This is a genomic window from Marininema halotolerans, assembly GCF_900116235.1.
GTDB lineage: Bacteria > Bacillota > Bacilli > Thermoactinomycetales > DSM-45169 > Marininema > Marininema halotolerans.
This window is the reverse complement of sequence record NZ_FPAA01000015.1, coordinates 45056-65441: the sequence shown is the minus strand read 5'-3', so window position 1 is coordinate 65441 and position 20386 is coordinate 45056. Positions and strand designations below refer to the sequence as shown.

The window sequence follows — 20386 nt, the reverse complement described above, 5'->3', positions numbered from 1 at the left end:
ACAGACTTGCGAGGGGGAAAAAACACCCCTCTCAAGTCTGTCACGCCGATTCATCCCCCACCTACTTCGTTGAGGTGGGAGTATTCTCGGCGCAATTAAGATAAATGAATCGATACAAGTGTCAGTAGCGTGGTCCCAACGAAGAAGAAGATGACGATCCGCTTACGAAAGCTCCCTAGCATCATGAGTAGGTTTTTCAAATCCATGATCGGTCCATATACCAAAAAAGCGAGCAACGGTGCCGTTGGCATCACTCCACGAAAGGACGCAGCGACAAAGGCATCCGCAGAGGAACACAAGGATAAGCCAAAGGCAAGCCCCATCATCAGCAAAATGGGTAACCAGCCCTGATGGGACCATTCGGCGATCAACGAATAACCGACATAGGTTTGAAAGGTCGCCGCCAACAAAGCTCCCCCGATAAAATACTTACCCATATTCATTAATTCAAAGATCCCATGATACAATGCCTCACTCATACGATCCCTTTGATCCAGTGCCCTTGCATGCTCCTGCCCATGATGACAAGTGCACGCTCCTTCACACTCTTCGTTTATCGTTAGCACCCCTTGATTACTCAATCGATAACATAACAAACCCATCACCGTAGCAATTCCACCCGCCAGCAGCGCGCGATTGATCACCATATCCCATTGGCTACCAAAAGCGAAATAGGTAGCCATCAAGGTGATGGGATTGATCACGGGTGCAGCTAATAGGAACGTGAACGGGATATAGGGAGGTAAGCCTTTCTGGATTAAGCGACGTGCCACGGGGACGATCCCACATTCACAGATGGGCAACACAAGACCCAATGTTAGGGTTAAGGGAATGGCAAGCAAAGGGTTCTTCGGAATCCATCGAAACAGTGTCTCCTCTTGGATACTTACTTGAATCACACTGGAGATCAGGACTCCTAATAAAATAAATGGGATCCCTTCAATGAAAATACTCAGAAAAACCGTCGAAAGGTTTTGTATGGATGAGGGGATATGTGGAAGGGATAACATGGTAAGCCAGCCCTTCTCTTCTATCGTAGTCACTCCCGAGAGAATCATATACAAAAAGCCTGCGATTACCAATACGCCTGTACCTTCCACATACAGACGACGTGCCCAATGATTCACCCTTACCCCTCCCTTACTCTTCTTTCTATGATTCTATTAACCGATACGCCTCGATATTCAAACGATGAGAGAACTATCTTTGTGGGTTGGATGATTTGGGTGCCTACAATAAAACACACCCCGATCCTTGATCGGGGTGTGTATCATGATTTGATTTCAACTAGCGAAAGAGTACCCTTACTCGATATGAAAATAATAGGGAATTCGAATCTCTTTATGATTTTCTTTGCCAATTCCAATCATTTTCACCTTGATGTACCCTTGATAATCGCCTGCTTTGGTTGCCGTAGCGGTTACTTTAAACGTAGTGGATTTTCCTTTTTTCAGGACAACCACCTGTTTATTCGGTTTTGCCACCGACTTCTGATCCGAAACAATGCGATACATAATCAATTTTTTCGTTGGGTTTTTGAGGGTCACTTCCATATTCTTCTTCTCTTTTGCTTGGAGCTGACCGAAGCTTAAGCTAGAAGGATAAGCGAGTGCTGCTGGATTTGATGCAGCAGCTACATCAATGATCCCTGCCCCTACTTCGACGGGTAGTGACTCGCTTTTCGGATCTTTCGCCGTAGCCATCAGTGCTGCTTTTACATCCTGGGGCTTCCAATCGGGATGCGCTTGTAATAAAAGCGCAGCGGCTCCTGCTACATGGGGTGTTGCCATGGAGGTACCATTATAGGATGCAAGCCCTCCCCCTACTACACTGGAGTATACATTGACACCGACAGCGGCTACATCGGGCTTTAAGGTGTAGTTGACGGTCGGTCCACGGGAAGAGAAGTTGGCAATTTGGCTGTCATTCGTAGTTTCAAACTCACGCAATGGACTATCTTCAAGCGTTGCAGAGGTGGATTGCCCCCCTAGGATCCATTCGCCATCCTTTTGGGTGACCATCACCATCGGAATGGTAACAGACTCTTCCACTGACATGCTACTTGGATCACCCGTACTATTATTGATCAAGAGCACTCCTGCAGCGCCCTTTGCTTGTGCGTTGGTTGCTTTTTGGGTAAATGAACAACTTCCACGCTTTAATACGGCAATCTTTCCAGTTAAGTCCTGATCAATCGGGTCACAACCTAAACCATCCTTCTCGGTGACCGGTAACAAGGAGGCTTCTAATTTTTTGGAAATTTGCCCACCTCGACTCGAGGAACCGACAGGGAGCACTTTCTCTTCCCCATCCACCTTCACTTTGATGGATTTCCCAAAAAAGTGCGCATTGGATACTGCCGCAACAGTAATTGCTTTTTCTGCAATCCCTGGCGAACCGATGGTCATGGGATCAGGACCTTCGTTACCTGCAGCAATCGCCATGGTCATTCCTGCATCGCTAGCACCATTCACCACATTTACCAACAAGTCAAAACCAGTCGTAGCAGGCCCTCCTAAACTTAAGTTCGCTACATCCATACCATCATTTACAGCATCTTCAATCGCTTTGGCTATGTAAATACTTTCCGCACTACAATCATCGCAGGGAAACACATTATAGTTGCCAAGGTAGGCTTTCGGTGCCACCCCACTCAGTTTGCTGGAAGCCACCCCAGAAGGATCCTTATAACCATTGATCCCAGCAATCGTACCGGCTACATGGGTTCCATGGGATCCAATCGCCTCAGGTGTTACCCCCGTGGTTCCTGCTGGCAATTCTTTTACTGTGCCATCATCATAATTGATTCCCGCTTGCTCACTGTATACTTTCGCAACGATCACTTTATTGGAGGTATATTTTAACCATTCATCTTTTTGGCTTTTTGGGAAACCTGCTGGCATTGGCAGCGAGTCGTCTTTTAAGAAAGGATGGTTTTGGTCAATTCCGCTATCGATGACCGCTACTTTTACCCCTTTCCCGTCATAGCCTGCCTTCCACATCGGAATATCGTTAATGATCGCGTGACTTTTATCCATAAGAGGGCGGTACTGTTTACTCTCGACTACGCGCTTAACTCCAGGAGCATGCGCAATCTCTTTTGCCTCTTTTGCAGTGGATTTCACTGCGACACCATTAAATGCGAGGGAGTACTCTTCCACGACGGTGGATTGATCTTCATTCTTTTTAATGAATTCTTTTATCTTATGACGTTTCTCTTTTAAGTAACTGCCGTATTTTTTTACATCTTTTGCATGAATGTTCAGTTTTTCGTCCGCTTGGACTTTTGTTGCTTGATATCCTTTTACGCCACCTTGATAGGAAGCGACCGGCTTGTCCTCTAATTGTACAAAATAGTACTGACTCTGATTTACCTTATGCGATTGAATGGGGGCTGCTGACACCGGTGTTAATCCTGAGAATGCAAGCGCACCTGTCATTACAGCAGAGAGTACAAAACCCACGGTTTTTTTCATGCAGTTCTTCTCTCCTTTTTTTAATAAAATTTCAAAAACATCAATCAAACTGAATTAAGTGGATATTTGCCAATATTATATATAATAAAATAAGTGAGGCGCGTTTGTATAGGGCGGGAAGGATATATAATTAAATTAATTAACAAATATCACCATGCTAATCACCTAGCACATGGTTCAAGTAACCTAAAAAAATTGGGGTTGGGGGTTTTGCTCAATCCCCTTGCTAATTTCCCGGATGATTTGGATACAGGACGAACGGTTACGGGTTCTAGGGAGAATCGTGTTCCTCCGTTTCAATCATGGTAGCTGCACATAGTAAAGTGTATACATTGATCCAGACTCATTCGTTGTACAAGTATAGGGGGAACAAACACCGATGAAAACAGAAAACAAGCTAGCCTCCTATCTCATTCAATTAGGGGAGGAGGTATTAAAACTCTTACAAGCAAAAGGTGCTAAAAAAGAAGATGCGGAAGATATTATTCAAAATACGTTTTACAAAGTATATACCCTGTTAGATGATCTGACAGAGAGTAATATACGTCCGTGGTTTTTTAGAGTCGCGCTCAATGAGCATATAGACTTGAAAAGAAGAAAGGAGCAAAGAAATCTCTATTTAACAGAGGAATTGATTTTAAAGCTACAAAATAAAGAACATGGATTTGATATTGTTTTAAACAAAGATGAGATTTCTTATTTATTACAAGACACCAAAGAGGAATACAAAGAAATATTATATTTAAAGTACTACTATGATTTTTCTTATGAAGAAATATCGAATATATTAGGAATAAAACCAAGTAGTGTAAAGCAAAAATTATACCGTGCGCGTAATTTTGTTCAATCAGAAAGCAGGAGGAAATAAAAATGAGTGACAGCCTCAAGTACGCACTAAAAAAAGCGAAGATCAAGCAATTGCTAAAAACGATCGTGATATCCATGTGTGTTGTGCTTATTGCCATAGTATCTTTGTACTTTGCTGGTAACCACTTTTCAGGTAAAAATTCCTCAAAACTGAAGGAAGAACTGTTTTTATATAACGAGATTGCTGAACCAAACATTCAAATTGATTCGCAAGTAACAACAAATAGTTCCATGTTCGGCGGGAATATTATTACCAATCGTTCGAAAAATGTTAATGGTTATCTAGTGCAATGGAATACCCTTACGAGTTCGTATAATTGGCTTACTGCCAACATTGATGGAAATGAGTTAGTCACAGGTGGTTTGACTACGTCAGATGGGAAATCCTATGAGTACGATAAACAAACCAAGAATAAAGCGGCTACCTTTTATCATCCCTCAAAAAAATATTCCGACAAATACTCTACTCAGCTCCGCAATGAATTAGATGATGTTTCAAGTATGAACGATCACGTTGCAGAAGTTGCCGTTTCTTTTGATCAACCGTACACCTTCCAAGAGGTGAAAGAAAAGATACCGGATGATCTAAACATTGCCTGGTTGTATATGGCATCACCAACGGATGACACGGTTCGTAATTATGGATTTGATCCATCCGATTCCCCAGAAAAAAAATACAACCATTTTATTAAATCCCTTAAAAAATATGATAACGATGGCCATGATAAAACCATCCAGAAGTTTCTCAACAAAAACCAAACGAAGCCTTTTCATGAAGTGAAAATTTTAGGCGTCATGCTGACGGGCAAGACATCGAACTTTAAACCGTTAAAAAATCAGAACTTCATTCGTGGTTCCTCTGTAGGAGCTACTGCAAAAATTGTCCCTTATATTACTCCCGAAAAATAAATTGCAGATCAATAAAACGACTTGAGTTGCCTTTACGGTTTCTCAAGTCGTTTTTGTTTATCTAGGATGATACTGACGCGCCCTCTGGGTTTTTTTAGTTGTCGTTTTCAATCATGATGCATCGAATGTACGCCGTACCAAGAGGTAATAAAGTTTTTCGTTTCAACCTACTCAAATTAAAGAAGTTGACGCCTGTAGAATTCAGACGTCAACTCTTTGCTTGGCAAGGGTTTTTTCGTGTCGTTAAAGTGCGAGGAGTGCCTCGCGATTGACTTCAATCGTCCGTTCAATATCTTCAGCAGTGTGAGCCTTCGAGATAAACATGCCTTCAAATTGAGACGGCGGAATCGCAATGCCTCGCTCCAACATTTCGTTGAAATAACGGGAGAAGAGCTTGGTATCCGATTGTTTTGCTTGCTCATAGCTTTCCACTTTCTCATTCGTGAAGAACATACACACCATGGAACCCACCCGATTGATGTGATGGGGAATGCCTGCTTCCTTGGCATTGGTAGCAATCCCTTCAGCCAACCGGGCCCCGCGTTCTTCCAGCTGTTCATAACTCCCCGCTCGGCCCATTTCATTTAAGGTAGCCAAACCCGCTGTCATGGCAAGGGGATTACCCGAGAGGGTTCCCGCTTGATAAACCGGTCCTGCGGGTGCAACCTGCTCCATAATCTCCCGTCGTCCGCCGTAAGCCCCAACGGGTAGTCCGCCCCCAATTACTTTACCGAGGGTGGTTAGGTCAGGCGTTACCCCAAATTTCCCTTGAGCACAATGATAGTCGACACGGAAACCGGTCATGACTTCATCAAAGATGAGCAGCCCGCCGTAGTGAGTCGTTAAGCGGCGAAGCCCTTCCAGAAACCCTGGATTCGGTGGAACAACGCCCATATTCCCCGCTACAGGTTCCACGATGACTGCCGCAATATCGTGGCCAAACTTTTGAAAGGCAACGCGAGCGCTGTCCAAGTCATTATAGGGAACAGTTAAGGTATGTTGACCTGTGCTCTCAGGAACACCCGGGCTATCCGGTAGACCCAGGGTAGCCACACCGGATCCCGCTTTAATTAACAGGCTATCCGAGTGACCATGATAGCAACCTTCAAACTTTAGAATCTTATTTCGCTTGGTATAGGCACGTGCTAAGCGCAGGGCACTCATCGTCGCCTCGGTACCGGAGTTCACCATCCGAACAATCTCAATCGAAGGAACAATTTCCGTTACCAGCTTCGCCAAATCGGTCTCCTCTGTCGTAGGAAGACCAAAGCTCGTCCCGCGTTCTGCCGCTGCTTGTACGGCTGCGGTCACAACGGGATGGGCATGACCTAGGATCAAGGGACCCCAAGAACCGATATAATCAAGATATTCATTTCCATCCACATCATAGATGCGTGCGCCTTTGCCTCGCTCCACATAGATAGGAGAGCGGTCGACATTTTTAAAGGCCCGTACGGGACTATTTACTCCACCTGGAATCACCTTTTGCGCTTCATTAAAGTAAGCTTCCGAACGCTCATAGTTACGTGCCATCGCTATCTCTCCTCATGGGCTAATTCACAGTGCCTGAAAACCTTCCAATGTATCCAATCCATCGAAACGCGCGCGGGAATGGGGGCCAACTGCGATCTCAGTCAATGCGACTCGACCTTGTAAGGTTTTGCCCCCTTCGGTCACCATCATCAAGACTAAGGATTGGCCACCATGATAATAACAATCATCCAAACGATTCGCGCTGTTTGTATCCACTTCGTGGATTTGAACCGACCAACTTTTTAAATTCCATGGGCTAGGAGATTCTAGCAGAAGTTCGGCATTACCAAAAGCAAGTTGAAAAGCCCCGTCGGTGGACTCTACCCGTACACCGCGTAAGCTATAAGGCTCAGACATCACGTACCGCCTACCTTCCCATCGGTTATTCCTTCGCTTCCTTCAGCCACCGGGCGGCATCCTTGGCGTGATAGGTAAGGATGAGTTCTGCCCCCGCTCGCTTCATTCCAGTCAATAATTCCAGAACCACATTCCGTTCATTAATCCAGCCCTGCTGTGCGGCTGCCTTCACCATGGAGTATTCCCCGCTCACATTGTAGGCGGTAATTGGCACATCAAAACGGTCGTGCAGTTGACGGATGATGTCCATGTAGGCAAGTCCCGGCTTGACCATCAGGACATCGGCTCCCTCAGCAACATCAGATGCCGCTTCCCGCAATGCTTCGCGGCTATTGGCAGGGTCCATTTGATACGTACGCCGATCACCAAACTGAGGCGTTGAATCAACCGCATCCCGAAAGGGTCCATAAAAGGAGGAGGCGTACTTCACTGCATAAGAAAGAATCGGTACGTTTTCAAAGCCTGCCTCATCCAGCCCTGCGCGAATCGCCGCTACAAAGCCATCCATCATATTGGAGGGCGCGATCATATCAGCTCCTGCTGTTGCTTGGGAGACGGCGGTCTTGACAAGAACGTCTAAGGAGTGATCATTGTGAATCGCTCCGTTTTCGACAACCCCACAATGACCATGGTCCGTATATTGACATAGACAGGTATCTGCCATCACATAAAGATCCGGAAACCGTTCCTTAGCTAAACGAATTGCCTTTTGTACAATCCCATCCTCAGCGTAAGCCTCACTCCCACAGGCATCCTTTTCTTCTGGGACACCAAAGAGAATAATTGAAGGAATGCCCAGTGCGACAACCTCATCCAATTCCGCCTCCAACTGGTCAAGGGAGTAATGATACACCTGGGGCATCGAGGGGATTTCTTTTTTAATCCCTTCTCCTTCGACCACAAAAAGCGGATAGATAAAGTCCGCCGATGATACGTGATGTTCCCGCATCATGCGACGGATGGAACCATTTTGACGCAAACGGCGATGGCGTTGAAATGATTGCATACGTATTACCTCCTTAAAAATCCTTCAGTATGTACCAAGCGAGTAACCCCCTCGAGAAGAGCATCGATGGTATAAGGCTGTGCGATCCAATCAACGGATAATCTGCACTTCTCAGCTTCCTTCGCAGTCACCGGGCCAATACAAGCCACCTTTACACCAGATAGGTGTGAGCGCCATCGGTCACCCTGCTGATCCATCGATTGGGTAAAGTAACGAACCGTCGAAGCACTGGTAAAGGTAATGATGTCCAGGCGCTTCTCCTGTAACATGGCCGCAATCCTCTCCGTGCCACTCTCATCGGGTAAGGTATCATAGGTGGGCGCATCCGTTACGCGGCAACCTAGACGACGCAGTTCTTCGGGTAACACTTCGGAGGCGATAGTTGCCCGGGGAAGTAAGATTTCCTCCCCTGATTTCACCAGCGGGGCAAGGGATTGGATGAGCCCTTCTCCGCGGTATTCCTTGGCAATCACGTCCACGGTCAACCCTAACTTTCTCAGTGCTTCCGCCGTTTTCGGACCCACCGCAGCAATTTTTGCCTGGTGCATCCCGCGAATATCCACCTGTTGCTGACGCAGGCGCTGGAGGAAAAAATCAACCCCATTCACACTCGTGAAAATCACCCAGGTGAAGGAACTCAAGCGGCTCAATGCATCATCCAATACCTCAGCATTCTGTGGTGGCGCAAGGCGGATCGTTGGAATGGTGATCGCTTCACCACCCAGAGCCTCAATTTGGTGAGCTAACCCCTTGCCCTGGGATACCTGCCGGGTGATCAGCACCCGCGTTCCAAAGAGGGGCTTGGACTCAAACCAAGGCAATCGTGTGTGTGCAGGATGGTTTACCACAAAAAACGACGCTTCCTGTTCCTCACAATCCATGGGATCGGTTTCCCAGGCTTGCAAGGATTGTGCACGCACCTGTTGGTTCATCTCCATACCCGAGGTGATCAAGGAGCCCACGGATTGAGGCGCCCAACCTCGGGTGATCAGTTCCTTCGCCGTCTGGGAAACGGACTGTTGTAAACGAAGAATGCACGCCTGTCCATCTGTCCCAATGCTCCATTCGTCAAATGAAGGAAGCGCTAGACCCGCATAGGTCGTCCAAGCCACTTGTTCAGAGACCCCAGGAATGATCGTAAAAGGGATCTTCGCCTGGAATAATGCCTCTGCCTCACGCACCATTTCCCCTGTTAAGCGGGCATCCCCTACTACCACTCGAGCAATGGATTTCCCGTGTTGAGCCCATTCTACAAGCATGTGCTCCCCAGGCTTTCCTAGCGGAACCTTCACCAACTCCACAGATAACCCCTCTAACAAGGGAATATCCAGGGATTCATCAGTGAGAATGACCTCCGCATCCAGCAGGGCTTCTCTCCCACGTAGGGTTAAATGATCAAGCGCCTTCGGACCTGCCCCAATAAAGGTAACACGCCCAATCATCCCTCGATCTCTTCCTTTACTTGATTCAATAATTCCCGTGCCCCTTTGTCCATCAATTCGGATGTGAGGGTACGTCCTACCTCTGCAGGATCTGTCCCCTTCGCCTCCCCTTGAAGCAATGGGCTTCCTGATGGATCCGCTACGAGACCTCGCAAGCGAATCTCCCCACCTTCACGGACCGCATGGCCTGCAATCGGTAGATGACAGCCGCCTTCGAAGGCATGGAGGAAGACGCGTTCCGCTTGAATCGCCGCCGCTGTTTTCTCATCATGTACGCTCTTGAGGATCTCTATGATCTCGTGATCGTCCTCTCGGCACTGAACAGCAAGTGCACCTTGACCGACAGCGGGAAGCATCTTCTCTTCGATGAGGACTTGAGTCACCTTCTCCTCCCACCCCAGGCGATTGATCCCAGCCTGGGCAAGCACGAGGGCATCGAATTGTTTTTCATCCATCATTTTTTTCATACGTGTTTGTAAGTTGCCTCGTACCGGCTTCACATCGAGATCCGGACGTAGCGCAAGAATTTGTGCTTGCCGGCGCAGACTACTCGTTCCTACGATGGCACCTTGGGGTAACTCCTCCAACCTAGCACCTGTCCGCGAGATGAGACAATCTCGTGCATCTTCCCGTTCGGTGATAGCACCAAACGTCAATCCTTTAGGCATCTCGGCTGGCATATCCTTCATACTGTGAACCGCTAGATCGATTCGGCCATCTAAAAGGGCTTGTTCAATCTCTTTGACAAACAGTCCCTTCCCCCCGACCTTGGACAGGGTAACGTTGAGGATTTGATCCCCTTTTGTCACAATACGTTCTTGCTTCATCTCCCAGGAAGACGGAAGTTGTCCTTGCAATTGATTCATCACCCACTGGGTTTGTGTAACGGCGAGTTCACTCCGCCTTGTTCCGATCACCACTGTACGCATAACTGGTTACGCCTCCCTAACTTCTCCCGCTTTTTAAAAAACCACCCGTATTCGACGGGCGGTGTCTGTTCACCGACTCTGCCCCTCATCTACAACCAGCGATGAAAGGAGAGTCCCGCGTTTGAAATCATGTAATTGACTAAGATCATCAAAAATGCGAGTACACTCCACCATGAAAGCTGACGCCCGTTCCAACCGCCACTGTATCGTTTATAAAGATAGAAGGAGTATACGCCTAATACGATGAGGGAACCGATAATTTTGGGGTCAAACCAAAAGCCGCCGCCTACTTTTTGATAGGCCCAAATCAATCCGAGGATTAAAGCTAGCAGCAATAATGGCACACCAAGCATCGTTAATCGATAGGAAAAGACTTCAAGACTCCCTAAACTCGGGAAACGACGTAGGGTTTGGTTCCACTTCTTTTGTTTTAATAAACTGTTTCCAATTAGATAAAGAATCGAAAACACTGTTGCTAAGGTAAAAAGGGCATACGCCAGAAAAACCATGACGACATGAATAAAGACTAACTCGGATAGCAAAGGCGTTGCCAACTTATCCCCTGTGGAAGGGGTAATAAATAGATTCACTGCCGAGGTGGCAAATCCGATCAAGTTCGCCGCAAACACAAAGAGATGCATCTCATATAGCCTATCGATCACCAGTGTCACTGTAACAAGTGCCCAGGAATAAAACATCAACGAATCCGAACCCGTTAGCACTGGCATCAGCCCGAGTGTTGTCTTCCATATGAAAAAAGCCGTCTGACTTACCCAAACGGCAACAAGAAAAAGGAACGCCAATCGACGACCCTGCCGATTGGGCTGCATCAGATCTGAAAAAGCAAACAATAAGCTTAAGGCATAGATATAGATAATGAAGTGATAAAACCAATGCTCGGCAAACACATCGGTTTCCCCCTATCTTCAGGAACGGATCCCCGTTTCTCCAGTGAAGGCCGGATGTAACATAGAGGGCCTACAGCTCTCTGATCGAACCGATTCCTCTGGTTTCTCTTTCTCTGTGGCCAGTTCCTCTTCGAGGGCAAAAATCTGCACAAACAACTCAAGAGCCTGCTCTTTTTCAGGTGTCACAGATAGCTCTTTAATGCGAGATAGCGGATCACGTAGAAGTTGGTTGACAATACTTTTGGTATGTTTTCGTAAGATACGCTTCTCTCGCTCTGTCAAATCAGGGAGTTTGCGCTCAATACGTAGCATGGTTTCCTCATGAATATCCAGCGCTTTTTCACGTAGCGCCGTAATCACAGGAACCACCCCAAGGGTTTGCAACCACTCATCAAAACGAATCATCTGCTCTTCAATCATCACGCCCACTTTATCGGCTTCTTGTTCCCGAAGATCGATGTTCGCCTCAACGATTCCCTGTAAATCATCAATATCAAAAAGATAAACATTATCCAAATCATGAATGGCCGGGTCGATATCCCGCGGCACGGCAATATCAATGAGGAATAATGGATGAATTCGCTTTGCAATTGCCGATTGAACCGCCGCTTTTTCAATGACAGCAGTGGGTGCACCCGTAGAGCTTACGACGATATCCGCCTCGCGAAGAGAGGGAATCAATTCGGTAAAGGAACGCGCTTCACCGCGGAACCGGCATGCAACCTCCTCCGCTTTTTCCAAGGTGCGATTTACCACGATTACCCGATTCGCACCCGCCTCAAATAAATGTTTCGCCGTTAATTCGCCGGTTTCTCCTGCACCTAAAAGAAGTACCGTTTTACCCGTAAAGGTGCTAAATAACTTACGACCCAGTTGGACAGCGGCATAACTAACTGAGACGGCATTTTGCCCGATTTCCGTCTCCGATTGTACTTTTTTCCCGAGGGTAACTGCTTCTTTGAACAAATGATTTAATAATGTACCGGTTACCCCTGCTTCCTGGGCAACCCGCGCATCATTTTTCACTTGACCCAAAATCTGCGTCTCCCCTACCACCATGGAATCCAATCCACATGTCACCGTAAAAAGATGGCGTACCGCTTGCTCATCTCGTTTTACATACAAATGGTCAACAAAATCCCCCATGGGGATCCCGAATTCTTTTTCGAGAAAAGACTTCGAGTAGTAAGATCCAGTGTGGGGTTGATCACTGATCACATACAACTCCAATCGGTTGCATGTGCTGATCACAACGCATTCTAAAATACTTTTCATATGACGCAGTCGATGGAGTGCAGGGGCTAGTTCTTCCCCAGTAAAGGTCATTTGCTCCCGCAGTTCCACCGGTGCGGTTTTATGGTTAAATCCCGTCACAATGATATGCATAGACTCCACCCCGAATCTACCCGAAAATCCTCATGAATTCTCGGTCCTCCACTCCTTTTTACTCCCGCATGCTTTTCTATCGGAAGTGTATAGCCCCTTCTGAAGAGACTATCATGGATCGCATGTATTCATACCCCATTATAGCATAGGCTATTCCACCATGAAAAATGGGTTGTGAACAGATTTTGAAGCAGGGGCATAGGATAGATCAGCACAACAGCCTATTTTTGGAACCTCATGGGGGGAAAGGAGCTTCATTCAGATGAAACTGGCCCGTATCAGTGTCATGATCCTGATGGTGTTTTCACTCATGTTGTTTACTACCGCGTGTAATGAGAAATCAGCGAAGCAAGTTGACAAAATTACCGTGGTTGAGGTCACGCACTCCCTGTTTTATGCCCCCCAATATGTTGCCATAGAGAAAGGGTTTTTCAAACAGGAGGGCATTGAAGTCAACCTTCGGGATGGCATGGGCGGAGATAAAACGATGGCTGCCCTCCTGTCTGGCGATGCAGATATCGTTCTTGTCGGTGCTGAAACCGGCGTTTATGTAACGGCAGGGGGAGCCAAAGACCCCGTAGTTGGCATTGCACAACTCACCCAAACCGATGGAAGTTTTCTCGTATCCCGAAAACCAAGTACCCATTTTCAGTGGTCGGATCTGAAAGGAAAAAAACTTCTCGGCCAACGAAAAGGCGGTATGCCCGAGATGGTGAGTGAACATGTCCAACGGAAAAACGGAGTGACCCCATTTAATGATGTGACCATCATCCAGAACGTCGACTATAAAAACTTACCAGCTGCCTTTGCATCAGGCACTGGGGATTACGTGCAACTCTTTGAACCCTTTGCCTCCCAATTAGAAAAGGAAGGGAAAGGAACCGTCGTCGCCTCCTTTGGAAAAGACAGCGGAAACCTTCCGTATACGGTTTATCTCACCCGTTCGGGGGCACTAAAAAAATACCCTGATCGATATCAACGTTATATTCGCGCACTCTATCAAGCCCAACAATGGTGCGCTTCCCATACACCTGCTGAAATTGCAAAGGTAATCAAACCGCGATTTCCACAAACGGATGATGAAATCCTCACACGTGTCCTTGAGCGCTACCAATCCCAAAAATCATGGGCGACGGACCCCATTATCGATAAAGAAGAATACAATCACATGCTGGATGTGATGGCAGAAGCCAATGAATTACCACAACGCATTCCCTATGAAAAAGTAATCAAAATGGATCTGGCGCGAAAGGCCATGAAGGATCATCCCTAGAAGCCTCACCCCTTTGAAAGGAGGAAAGAGGATGGCAACCAATGCCCTCGAAGCGATCGATGTGAGTAAAACCTACCTCTCTCGACAGGATCAGGTGACGGCACTTGCACCCATTTCTTTTCGCATTCCATCTGGCTCATTTGTTAGCTTCGTGGGTGCGAGCGGCTGTGGTAAAAGCACCATCCTCTCCCTTGTCGCTGGATTAATTTCTCCTACATCCGGGGAGTTGCGCCTCTTTGATGAACCCATTAAGAGACCTTCCCCGCGCATCAGTTACATGCTACAACAGGATTGCTTATTAGATTGGCGAACGGTGAGCGAAAATATTACCCTAGGCCTTTCCTTTCGGGGGCAAAACAACACAAAATCCGCCTCCCACGCCCGTTACTTATTGGGGGAGTTAGGGCTCTCTCATACCCTGAATCAGTATCCCTCCCAACTTTCCGGCGGGATGCGTCAACGGGTCGCCCTTGTACGCACCCTCGCCGTTCAGCCGGAATTACTGTTACTCGACGAACCCTTTTCTGCCTTGGATTATCAAAATAAACTCCATTTAGAGGAATTACTCGTCAATGTCCTTCAGGGAAGAAAAATGACGGCACTTCTTGTTACCCATGACCTCGAAGAAGCAATTGCTTTATCTGATACCATCTTGGTGATGGGAGGACGCCCTGGTGTTCTTCGCCGGATCATCGAGGTTCCTGGGGAAATTCGCAAGGCCTCTCCCCTCGCTGCCCGTAGTCAACCTGCCTTTCGTTCCTTATTCAATGAATTATGGAAGGAGATCGAAACCCCATGATCCCACGATGGAGTCGCTGGCTGGCTCGGGGGGCCCAATCTCCCATCCATGCCAACTATTTGATCCAGCTACGCCTACGTGACTTCTGGGTCATTATCTCTCGCATCGCGCTTCTCATCCTGATTCTCGGTGGATGGGAATGGGCAACGCGTAGCGGCTGGCTCGATCCTTTCCTCTTTGGTAGTCCCAGCAAGATCGTTGATTTATTTTGGCAAATGACATCCACTGGCGGTCTCTTCCGTGACATTGGGATCACCACCTTTGAAACCATTGGTGGTTTTATCCTTGGCACCGCTTCCGGGGTAGCCCTCGCCAGTTTAATCTGGGCTTCACCTTTTCTCTCCCGCGTCCTTGACCCCTACCTGGTGGTGTTAAACAGCATGCCCAAGGTGGCCTTAGGTCCCCTGTTTATCGTCACCATCGGAGCCGGCTATGGCTCCATCATCGCCATGGCGATTGCAATCACGATCATAATTACCACCTTGGTTATCCATACCGCTTTTCAAAATGTTTCACCCGATTACCATCGACTCGCTCGATCCTTTGGTGCTTCCCGGCGCCAACTCTTTACGACGATTATCTTCCCTGCCTGTATACCGGATATGATCGCTGCCCTTAAAGTAAATGTGGGGCTTGCATGGGTAGGGGTAATTGTCGGGGAATTTCTTGTGGCAAAGGAAGGACTCGGTTACTTGATCATCTATGGATTCCAAGTCTTTAATTTAAATCTGGTGATGCTTTCCTTACTGATCATTGCTCTATGTGCAACTCTGATGTATATCATTGTTAACGCATTAGAAAAACGGCTGTTACGTCATCGACAGTTAGAAAACTAACGCGTCAAAAAAACAAGGTGACCTTCCCTCGTTACAAACGAAGAGAAGGTCACCTTTTATTGAGGTTGGAAGTCCTTGCGAAGGACATACTCATGGTATCTTACGGGTTAGCTTACCTTACGAAAAGCCGTTACTAATTTCCGACGATACACGACAGCCAGTAACATGAGACCAAAGACGGCGGTGAGAATTCCATAGAACGCCCACTGTGGTTGCTCATCCAAAGCGGTTTTTGGGAGCTTCCCACCCTTTGCATCGTCGATCACTTTTCTGCCATCGGTGGGGTTGTTAATTCCGCCCTGATGATCATCACCACCGTCACCTGGCTTGACGACCCCACTTTGTTTATCGATGGTGATCACGGTCCATACAACGAACTCTTTACCATCGATTTCACCAGTGAAGGCGATAAACCCTGTGTAATCATCATTCTTCACATCTTTAAAGGTATAGGATTGGTTAAGGCCTGATACATCCTCAACACTTCCCATTGCACGTTGCTTATCACTACTATCCCAGATACCAAAATCCCAGGATCCTTCAGCAGTTTCTCCATTGATCATTTTCCCATCCAACTTCAATTCGCCATCTTTGAAGGTATAGGAGGCTTCAATGCCAGGAATGTCAATGGTGTAGTCCTTGGTTACGGATACCTTTTTATGCCCTGCTTTTCCGTCAAAGGAAATTTTGCATGTATAGGTTTTTCCAAGCTCCAAACCAAATTCCCCGTTAAATAAAGGAAAGAGTTTATGCGCCTTTTTATGTCCACGCATTTCAAATTTTTGTCCATCCAGTTCAAAGGTCCAAGTTCCACGCACTTTCCCTTTGGGCAGATCCTTCAGCATCCCATCGACCCGTAAGTATGAATCAATATCCTGATCTTCGATCTCTACATAGTTATGATCTGCTTCAATGGATGGGGTTGACTGCTCACTATCAGGGATCGTCACCGTGTTGGAACCTGATAGCTTCGTCAATCGCTTCCCATTAAACTTGCCAAGAAAATGAACCTGGACTTGATAGGTTCCTGGTCTCTTCACTTTCAAAAGCTGTTCCGCATGAATTCCTTTATGAGCGAGCAGGCGCTTTTTCGCCACCACTTTATGTTGCTCGTCTAGCACTTTAAACGTCCAAATTCCCTTCGCTTTATCCGTGTCCTTCGCCCCTTCAATCCCAGCCGCTACATTGATGCCTTTTACTTGATCATGGGCACCTTTGACAAGGGTCGGAGACACCATCAATTGCGTAGGAAGCTGTGGGACTTCTGGATCAAAGCTAAATTTGGCTCGTTGGTGAACGGTTTTGTTATCAGTGATGTTATTAAATTTAACGTGATAGGTAAATTCTTTTCCGTCGCTAGCTTTTAATTTGTCCAATCCGCTTTTCACATCAACGACATGCTCTTCATTTTGCGCCCATGCTCGATTGCCTGAGACATTATAAAAGAACTGATGATCAAAGGTTGGGCTCTTCTCATTATACAACCAGACTTCAAAGTTACCATTCGAAGATTTCATATTGGTTAACTTCGCTGTTAATTTACCGGTCTTTACATCGAGATGCGTTTCAATTTGCGGGCTGGGTCCTACGTTCACGTCACCGTAGGCATGAGAAGCCTCTCCATCTTCACGGGTAAACTTCACATGATATTTATAGGTACCTTCTTTGAGGTTCTTCAAACTGCTTCGAACATCAACGGAGTAGTTCTTCGTCTCTAGGTTGTCAATTTTGTAAAAAATATCTTTACTGGTGGCACTTTCGCCTTCCTTATAAATCCATGTTTCCCATGCGCCTTTCGACTTCTCTAAGTTTTTAATCGTCGATGTAATCATTCCGGTATCTGGGTTAAAGCTTGCTTCAATTTCCGGCTTGTCAGGCGTTGCAGACGCAACCGGCATGGATACTGATAAGGCAATCATACAAACCAAAAACACCATGAACCATTTTTTCATCGGTTAATCTCTCCTCCGCGAATATTGGGTACCAGCCAAAATACCCCTTCATATTAATCCTTCGCAGGACGGATTCATTTTGTGTCCATTTATTCGATTTTTCTTCACGTTTTTTTCATTTGGTAAGAAAACAAAAAATGGCCCATTCTTTTGGCTGAGCAAAAGGGGCCATTTCCATTTCCGCATGTTATGAGTCTAGCTTGACCAACTCATGTTGAATCGCATAGATAATTACCTGTGATCGGCTCTTCACATGAAGTTTCTTCAGGATACTACTCACATGGATCTTCACGGTTTTATCACTGATGTAGAGTTGTTTCGCAATTTCTTTATTGGATAACCCTTTCACCATAAAACCTAAGACATCCAGTTCTCTAGGTGTTAGGGCATCTTCCCCTGTACCCCGGTCCGTCTTTTTCTCCCCACTGATATTATCGAGAAGTTTCCGTGCCATAACCGGATGAAGAGCGGACTCTCCGCGGTAGGCCGAACGGATCGCACCCACAACGTCCGCAGAAGGTGCATCTTTTAGTAGGTATCCCATTGCTCCCGCACGAATGGATTCATAGAGGTATTCGTCACGATCAAACATGGTCAATATGAGCACTGCGACCTTTAGTTGTCGTTCCCTAATTTGGCGAATTGCCTCGACGCCGCTCATTCCAGGCATATTGATATCCATCAGGACGACATCGGGTGAGAGTAGCTCGATCATTTCCAATGCCTCTTCCCCATTGTTTGCCTGCCCCAATACTTCCATGTCCGATTCTAAGCTGATAATATTGGACAATCCATCTCGTAATACAGCATGATCATCCACTAATAAAACATTAATAGGCATGAACGGCTACTTCCTCCTCTTCTCCAATCGGAATGGTTAAGGTCACCGTCGTCCCGTTTCCCTCTTCGCTATCAAATTGCAGGGAAGCATTGAGTGATTGTGCTCGTTCATTCATCCCAACAATTCCATACCGTTTTTGTGCCTCCGCTTTATAGACGGCTTTGGCGAGGGAAAAGCCGACACCATTGTCCTGAACCACCAATCTTACTTCATCATGATCATATACAAGGGTTACCTTTACCTCATCCGCTGAGGCATGTTTTGCCGCATTGGAAAGGGCTTCATGACAAACCATGTAAATGGTTTCTTCCGCATCGCTTTTCAGGGGAACTTTTTGACCCTCTGTCGTAAAAGTCCCGTCGCTACCTGTTTCATTACAAAAGGCTTCTAAGCGACGGTTTAAAGCAGGGGCTAGGCCTATTTTTTGTGCTGGCGAAGGACGTAGGGCGGTAATCGAGTAACGCACTTCTTTCAATCCTTCTCGCAACTTCTCCTGACTCTCCTCTAACCACACCCTCACCTTGTCCGGATGGGTATCAAAGGCTCGAATGGAAGACTCAATTTTCATCAGGACGCCTGCAAAGGATTGAGCGATCCCATCATGAATTTCTCGCGCAAGTCGATTTCGTTCTTCAGCAACAGAACGGCGCTCTCGCTCTTCCGAGAGCCGAATATTGCGTATCGCAACTACCGATTGACAGGACAACACTTGGAGAAAGGAACGGTCCGCTTCTTCAAAACCATCACCCTCGGTACGACCCAGGGTGATCACACCCAGAACTTCGCCATCCATTTCTAAGGGGACCGATAAGAGTGAGCGAACATCCTCAAAGTCTTCACGGTCCTGCTGACATCGAGGATCCAGCCGTGCCTGGTGAACAAGAGCGGGCCTGGCATGAGAAGCAGTCCAGCCTGAAATTCCCGTATTTAATGGATAGGTGCGCCTGCGCAACGCCTCTGGAAACTCACCTGCCGTGACAAAGGGCTTTAATCGATCATTTTGTAATAAATAGACGGCTCCAAAGTTGTAGCGAACCACCTTGGACAACGGTAGAATGGTTTGTTTCATCACCTTTGTCAAATCCATGCTCCTGTTTAACTCGCGTGTAACAAGAAACAAAAACTCCAATTTTTTCTTTTTTCGAATCAGTTTGGCAATCACATGCGTCAAGATGGAGAAAGCCGCTAAGGGAGAAAAGAAAAAAATAAACGCTAAGGGATCCGTCTCTCGACCATCATGTAACATCCCATAATATGTACAAATATACGCCCAAGAAAGAAGGGCAACTCCCGTTTCTAGCGCCTTATTTTTCACCCATAAACGGCGAACCCGGGGACGGGCACGCAATGCTTCTAAACCATCACGAATCCCCTTGCTTGTCACTTCATAAACAACCACACACCCCAGAAGGATCAGTGCAGGTAGCCAAACACCATTTTCCATCCATGTTGGCTGAGCAAACGTCGCTAAATAAATCTGAACCATAAATAGGCCAAAAATTGTATACCCTGTCCGAAAGGCTGCCCGAGATAGCGAATGGCCTCGCACCATAGTGACCCCCATCACGATCACGATGGTAACTAACCCCGCAACCCCTGCAGAAAACATGGTTGCCAATGTGAATAAGACGGGAAAGTGTACGGTGATTCGCCCATCATGCCCAGGGACAGGGAAGCATTCGATGACCAAAACGAGTATCGCTAAGGCAAATAGGTGCAAAAGCGTCCACTCGCTCTTTCCCCAGGGGTGAAAGAGCGAATAGGATGTTAAAAACCACGCCGTAAAAACCACTGACCACCGGCACATCCGCTCCAACCAGTTCTCTCTATTCATCGATCACAACCCGCCTATCCCTATTTTCTTTCCACCCG

17 protein-coding genes are annotated in these 20386 nt (G+C 46.8%); 5 read left to right on the top strand and 12 right to left on the bottom strand.

Translation table 11 applies throughout. The annotated features are described in order from the left end of the window. Positions 1 to 95: 95 nt before the first annotated feature. A complete protein-coding gene (locus tag CHX35_RS15760; RefSeq protein WP_091839268.1) occupies positions 96 to 1127 on the bottom strand; it encodes a permease in 1032 nt (343 codons plus the stop codon). A gap of 177 nt (positions 1128 to 1304) precedes the next feature. Further along, positions 1305 to 3476 carry a S8 family serine peptidase gene (locus tag CHX35_RS18055; RefSeq protein ID WP_091839265.1) on the bottom strand — a complete coding sequence of 724 codons (2172 nt, stop codon included), beginning with the start codon at positions 3474 to 3476 and terminating at the stop codon, positions 1305 to 1307. Between the two features lie 379 nt (positions 3477 to 3855). On the opposite strand from CHX35_RS18055, the gene CHX35_RS15750 reads away from it, so the two are divergent. After that, positions 3856 to 4344, top strand: coding sequence for an RNA polymerase sigma factor (locus CHX35_RS15750; protein ID WP_091839263.1), 489 nt, complete (start codon positions 3856 to 3858; stop codon positions 4342 to 4344). Between the two features lie 2 nt (positions 4345 to 4346). Further along, complete coding sequence (locus tag CHX35_RS15745) at positions 4347 to 5252, top strand: sigma factor regulator N-terminal domain-containing protein (protein WP_091839261.1); 906 nt, start codon at positions 4347 to 4349, stop codon at positions 5250 to 5252. Between the two features lie 243 nt (positions 5253 to 5495). Here the strand turns inward: CHX35_RS15745 and hemL are convergent, their stop codons facing one another. The 7 genes from hemL to hemA form a co-directional block, all read right to left on the bottom strand. Then, positions 5496 to 6785 carry a glutamate-1-semialdehyde 2,1-aminomutase gene (hemL, locus tag CHX35_RS15740; protein WP_091839258.1) on the bottom strand — a complete coding sequence of 430 codons (1290 nt, stop codon included), beginning with the start codon at positions 6783 to 6785 and terminating at the stop codon, positions 5496 to 5498. Positions 6786 to 6809: 24 nt separating this feature from the next. Beyond that, entirely contained in the window at positions 6810 to 7142 is a 333-nt protein-coding gene (locus CHX35_RS15735; RefSeq protein WP_091839255.1) for a hypothetical protein, read from the bottom strand. Positions 7143 to 7167: 25 nt separating this feature from the next. Continuing rightward, the gene (gene hemB, locus CHX35_RS15730) at positions 7168 to 8148 is read right to left on the bottom strand and encodes a porphobilinogen synthase (RefSeq protein WP_091839252.1); all 981 of its coding nucleotides are present in this window, start codon (positions 8146 to 8148) and stop codon (positions 7168 to 7170) included. A gap of 5 nt (positions 8149 to 8153) precedes the next feature. Further along, a complete protein-coding gene (locus tag CHX35_RS15725; RefSeq protein WP_091839250.1) occupies positions 8154 to 9590 on the bottom strand; it encodes a uroporphyrinogen-III synthase in 1437 nt (478 codons plus the stop codon). Continuing rightward, positions 9587 to 10519 (bottom strand): hydroxymethylbilane synthase, encoded by a 933-nt coding sequence (gene hemC / locus CHX35_RS15720; RefSeq protein WP_091839248.1) that lies wholly within the window; start codon positions 10517 to 10519, stop codon positions 9587 to 9589. The genes CHX35_RS15725 and hemC overlap by 4 nt, the downstream gene beginning before the upstream one ends. 89 nt (positions 10520 to 10608) lie before the next feature. Continuing rightward, positions 10609 to 11427 carry a cytochrome C assembly family protein gene (locus CHX35_RS15715; RefSeq protein ID WP_091839246.1) on the bottom strand — a complete coding sequence of 273 codons (819 nt, stop codon included), beginning with the start codon at positions 11425 to 11427 and terminating at the stop codon, positions 10609 to 10611. Between the two features lie 18 nt (positions 11428 to 11445). Then, positions 11446 to 12813, bottom strand: coding sequence for a glutamyl-tRNA reductase (gene hemA / locus CHX35_RS15710; protein WP_091839244.1), 1368 nt, complete (start codon positions 12811 to 12813; stop codon positions 11446 to 11448). A gap of 262 nt (positions 12814 to 13075) precedes the next feature. Between hemA and CHX35_RS15705 the strand changes: the two genes are divergently transcribed. From CHX35_RS15705 to CHX35_RS15695, 3 genes are read left to right on the top strand one after another with little or no spacing between them, the layout of a single operon-like run. Beyond that, complete coding sequence (locus tag CHX35_RS15705; protein ID WP_176392134.1) at positions 13076 to 14086, top strand: ABC transporter substrate-binding protein; 1011 nt, start codon at positions 13076 to 13078, stop codon at positions 14084 to 14086. A 31-nt stretch (positions 14087 to 14117) separates the two neighbouring features. Continuing rightward, complete coding sequence (locus tag CHX35_RS15700) at positions 14118 to 14885, top strand: ABC transporter ATP-binding protein (protein ID WP_091839241.1); 768 nt, start codon at positions 14118 to 14120, stop codon at positions 14883 to 14885. Beyond that, on the top strand, positions 14882 to 15721 hold the full coding sequence (locus CHX35_RS15695) for an ABC transporter permease (RefSeq protein WP_091839238.1): 840 nt from the start codon (positions 14882 to 14884) through the stop codon (positions 15719 to 15721). The genes CHX35_RS15700 and CHX35_RS15695 overlap by 4 nt, the downstream gene beginning before the upstream one ends. A 107-nt stretch (positions 15722 to 15828) precedes the next feature. Here the strand turns inward: CHX35_RS15695 and CHX35_RS15690 are convergent, their stop codons facing one another. From CHX35_RS15690 to CHX35_RS15680, 3 genes are all read right to left on the bottom strand, one after another. Further along, positions 15829 to 17673: a hypothetical protein gene (locus CHX35_RS15690; protein ID WP_091839236.1), complete on the bottom strand. Its 1845-nt coding sequence runs from the start codon at positions 17671 to 17673 to the stop codon at positions 15829 to 15831. Positions 17674 to 17860: 187 nt separating this feature from the next. Then, positions 17861 to 18514: a response regulator gene (locus CHX35_RS15685; protein ID WP_091839233.1), complete on the bottom strand. Its 654-nt coding sequence runs from the start codon at positions 18512 to 18514 to the stop codon at positions 17861 to 17863. Then, positions 18504 to 20348 carry a GAF domain-containing sensor histidine kinase gene (locus CHX35_RS15680; RefSeq protein ID WP_091839230.1) on the bottom strand — a complete coding sequence of 615 codons (1845 nt, stop codon included), beginning with the start codon at positions 20346 to 20348 and terminating at the stop codon, positions 18504 to 18506. Before CHX35_RS15680 ends, CHX35_RS15685 begins: the two co-directional genes overlap by 11 nt. Positions 20349 to 20386 lie beyond the last annotated feature (38 nt).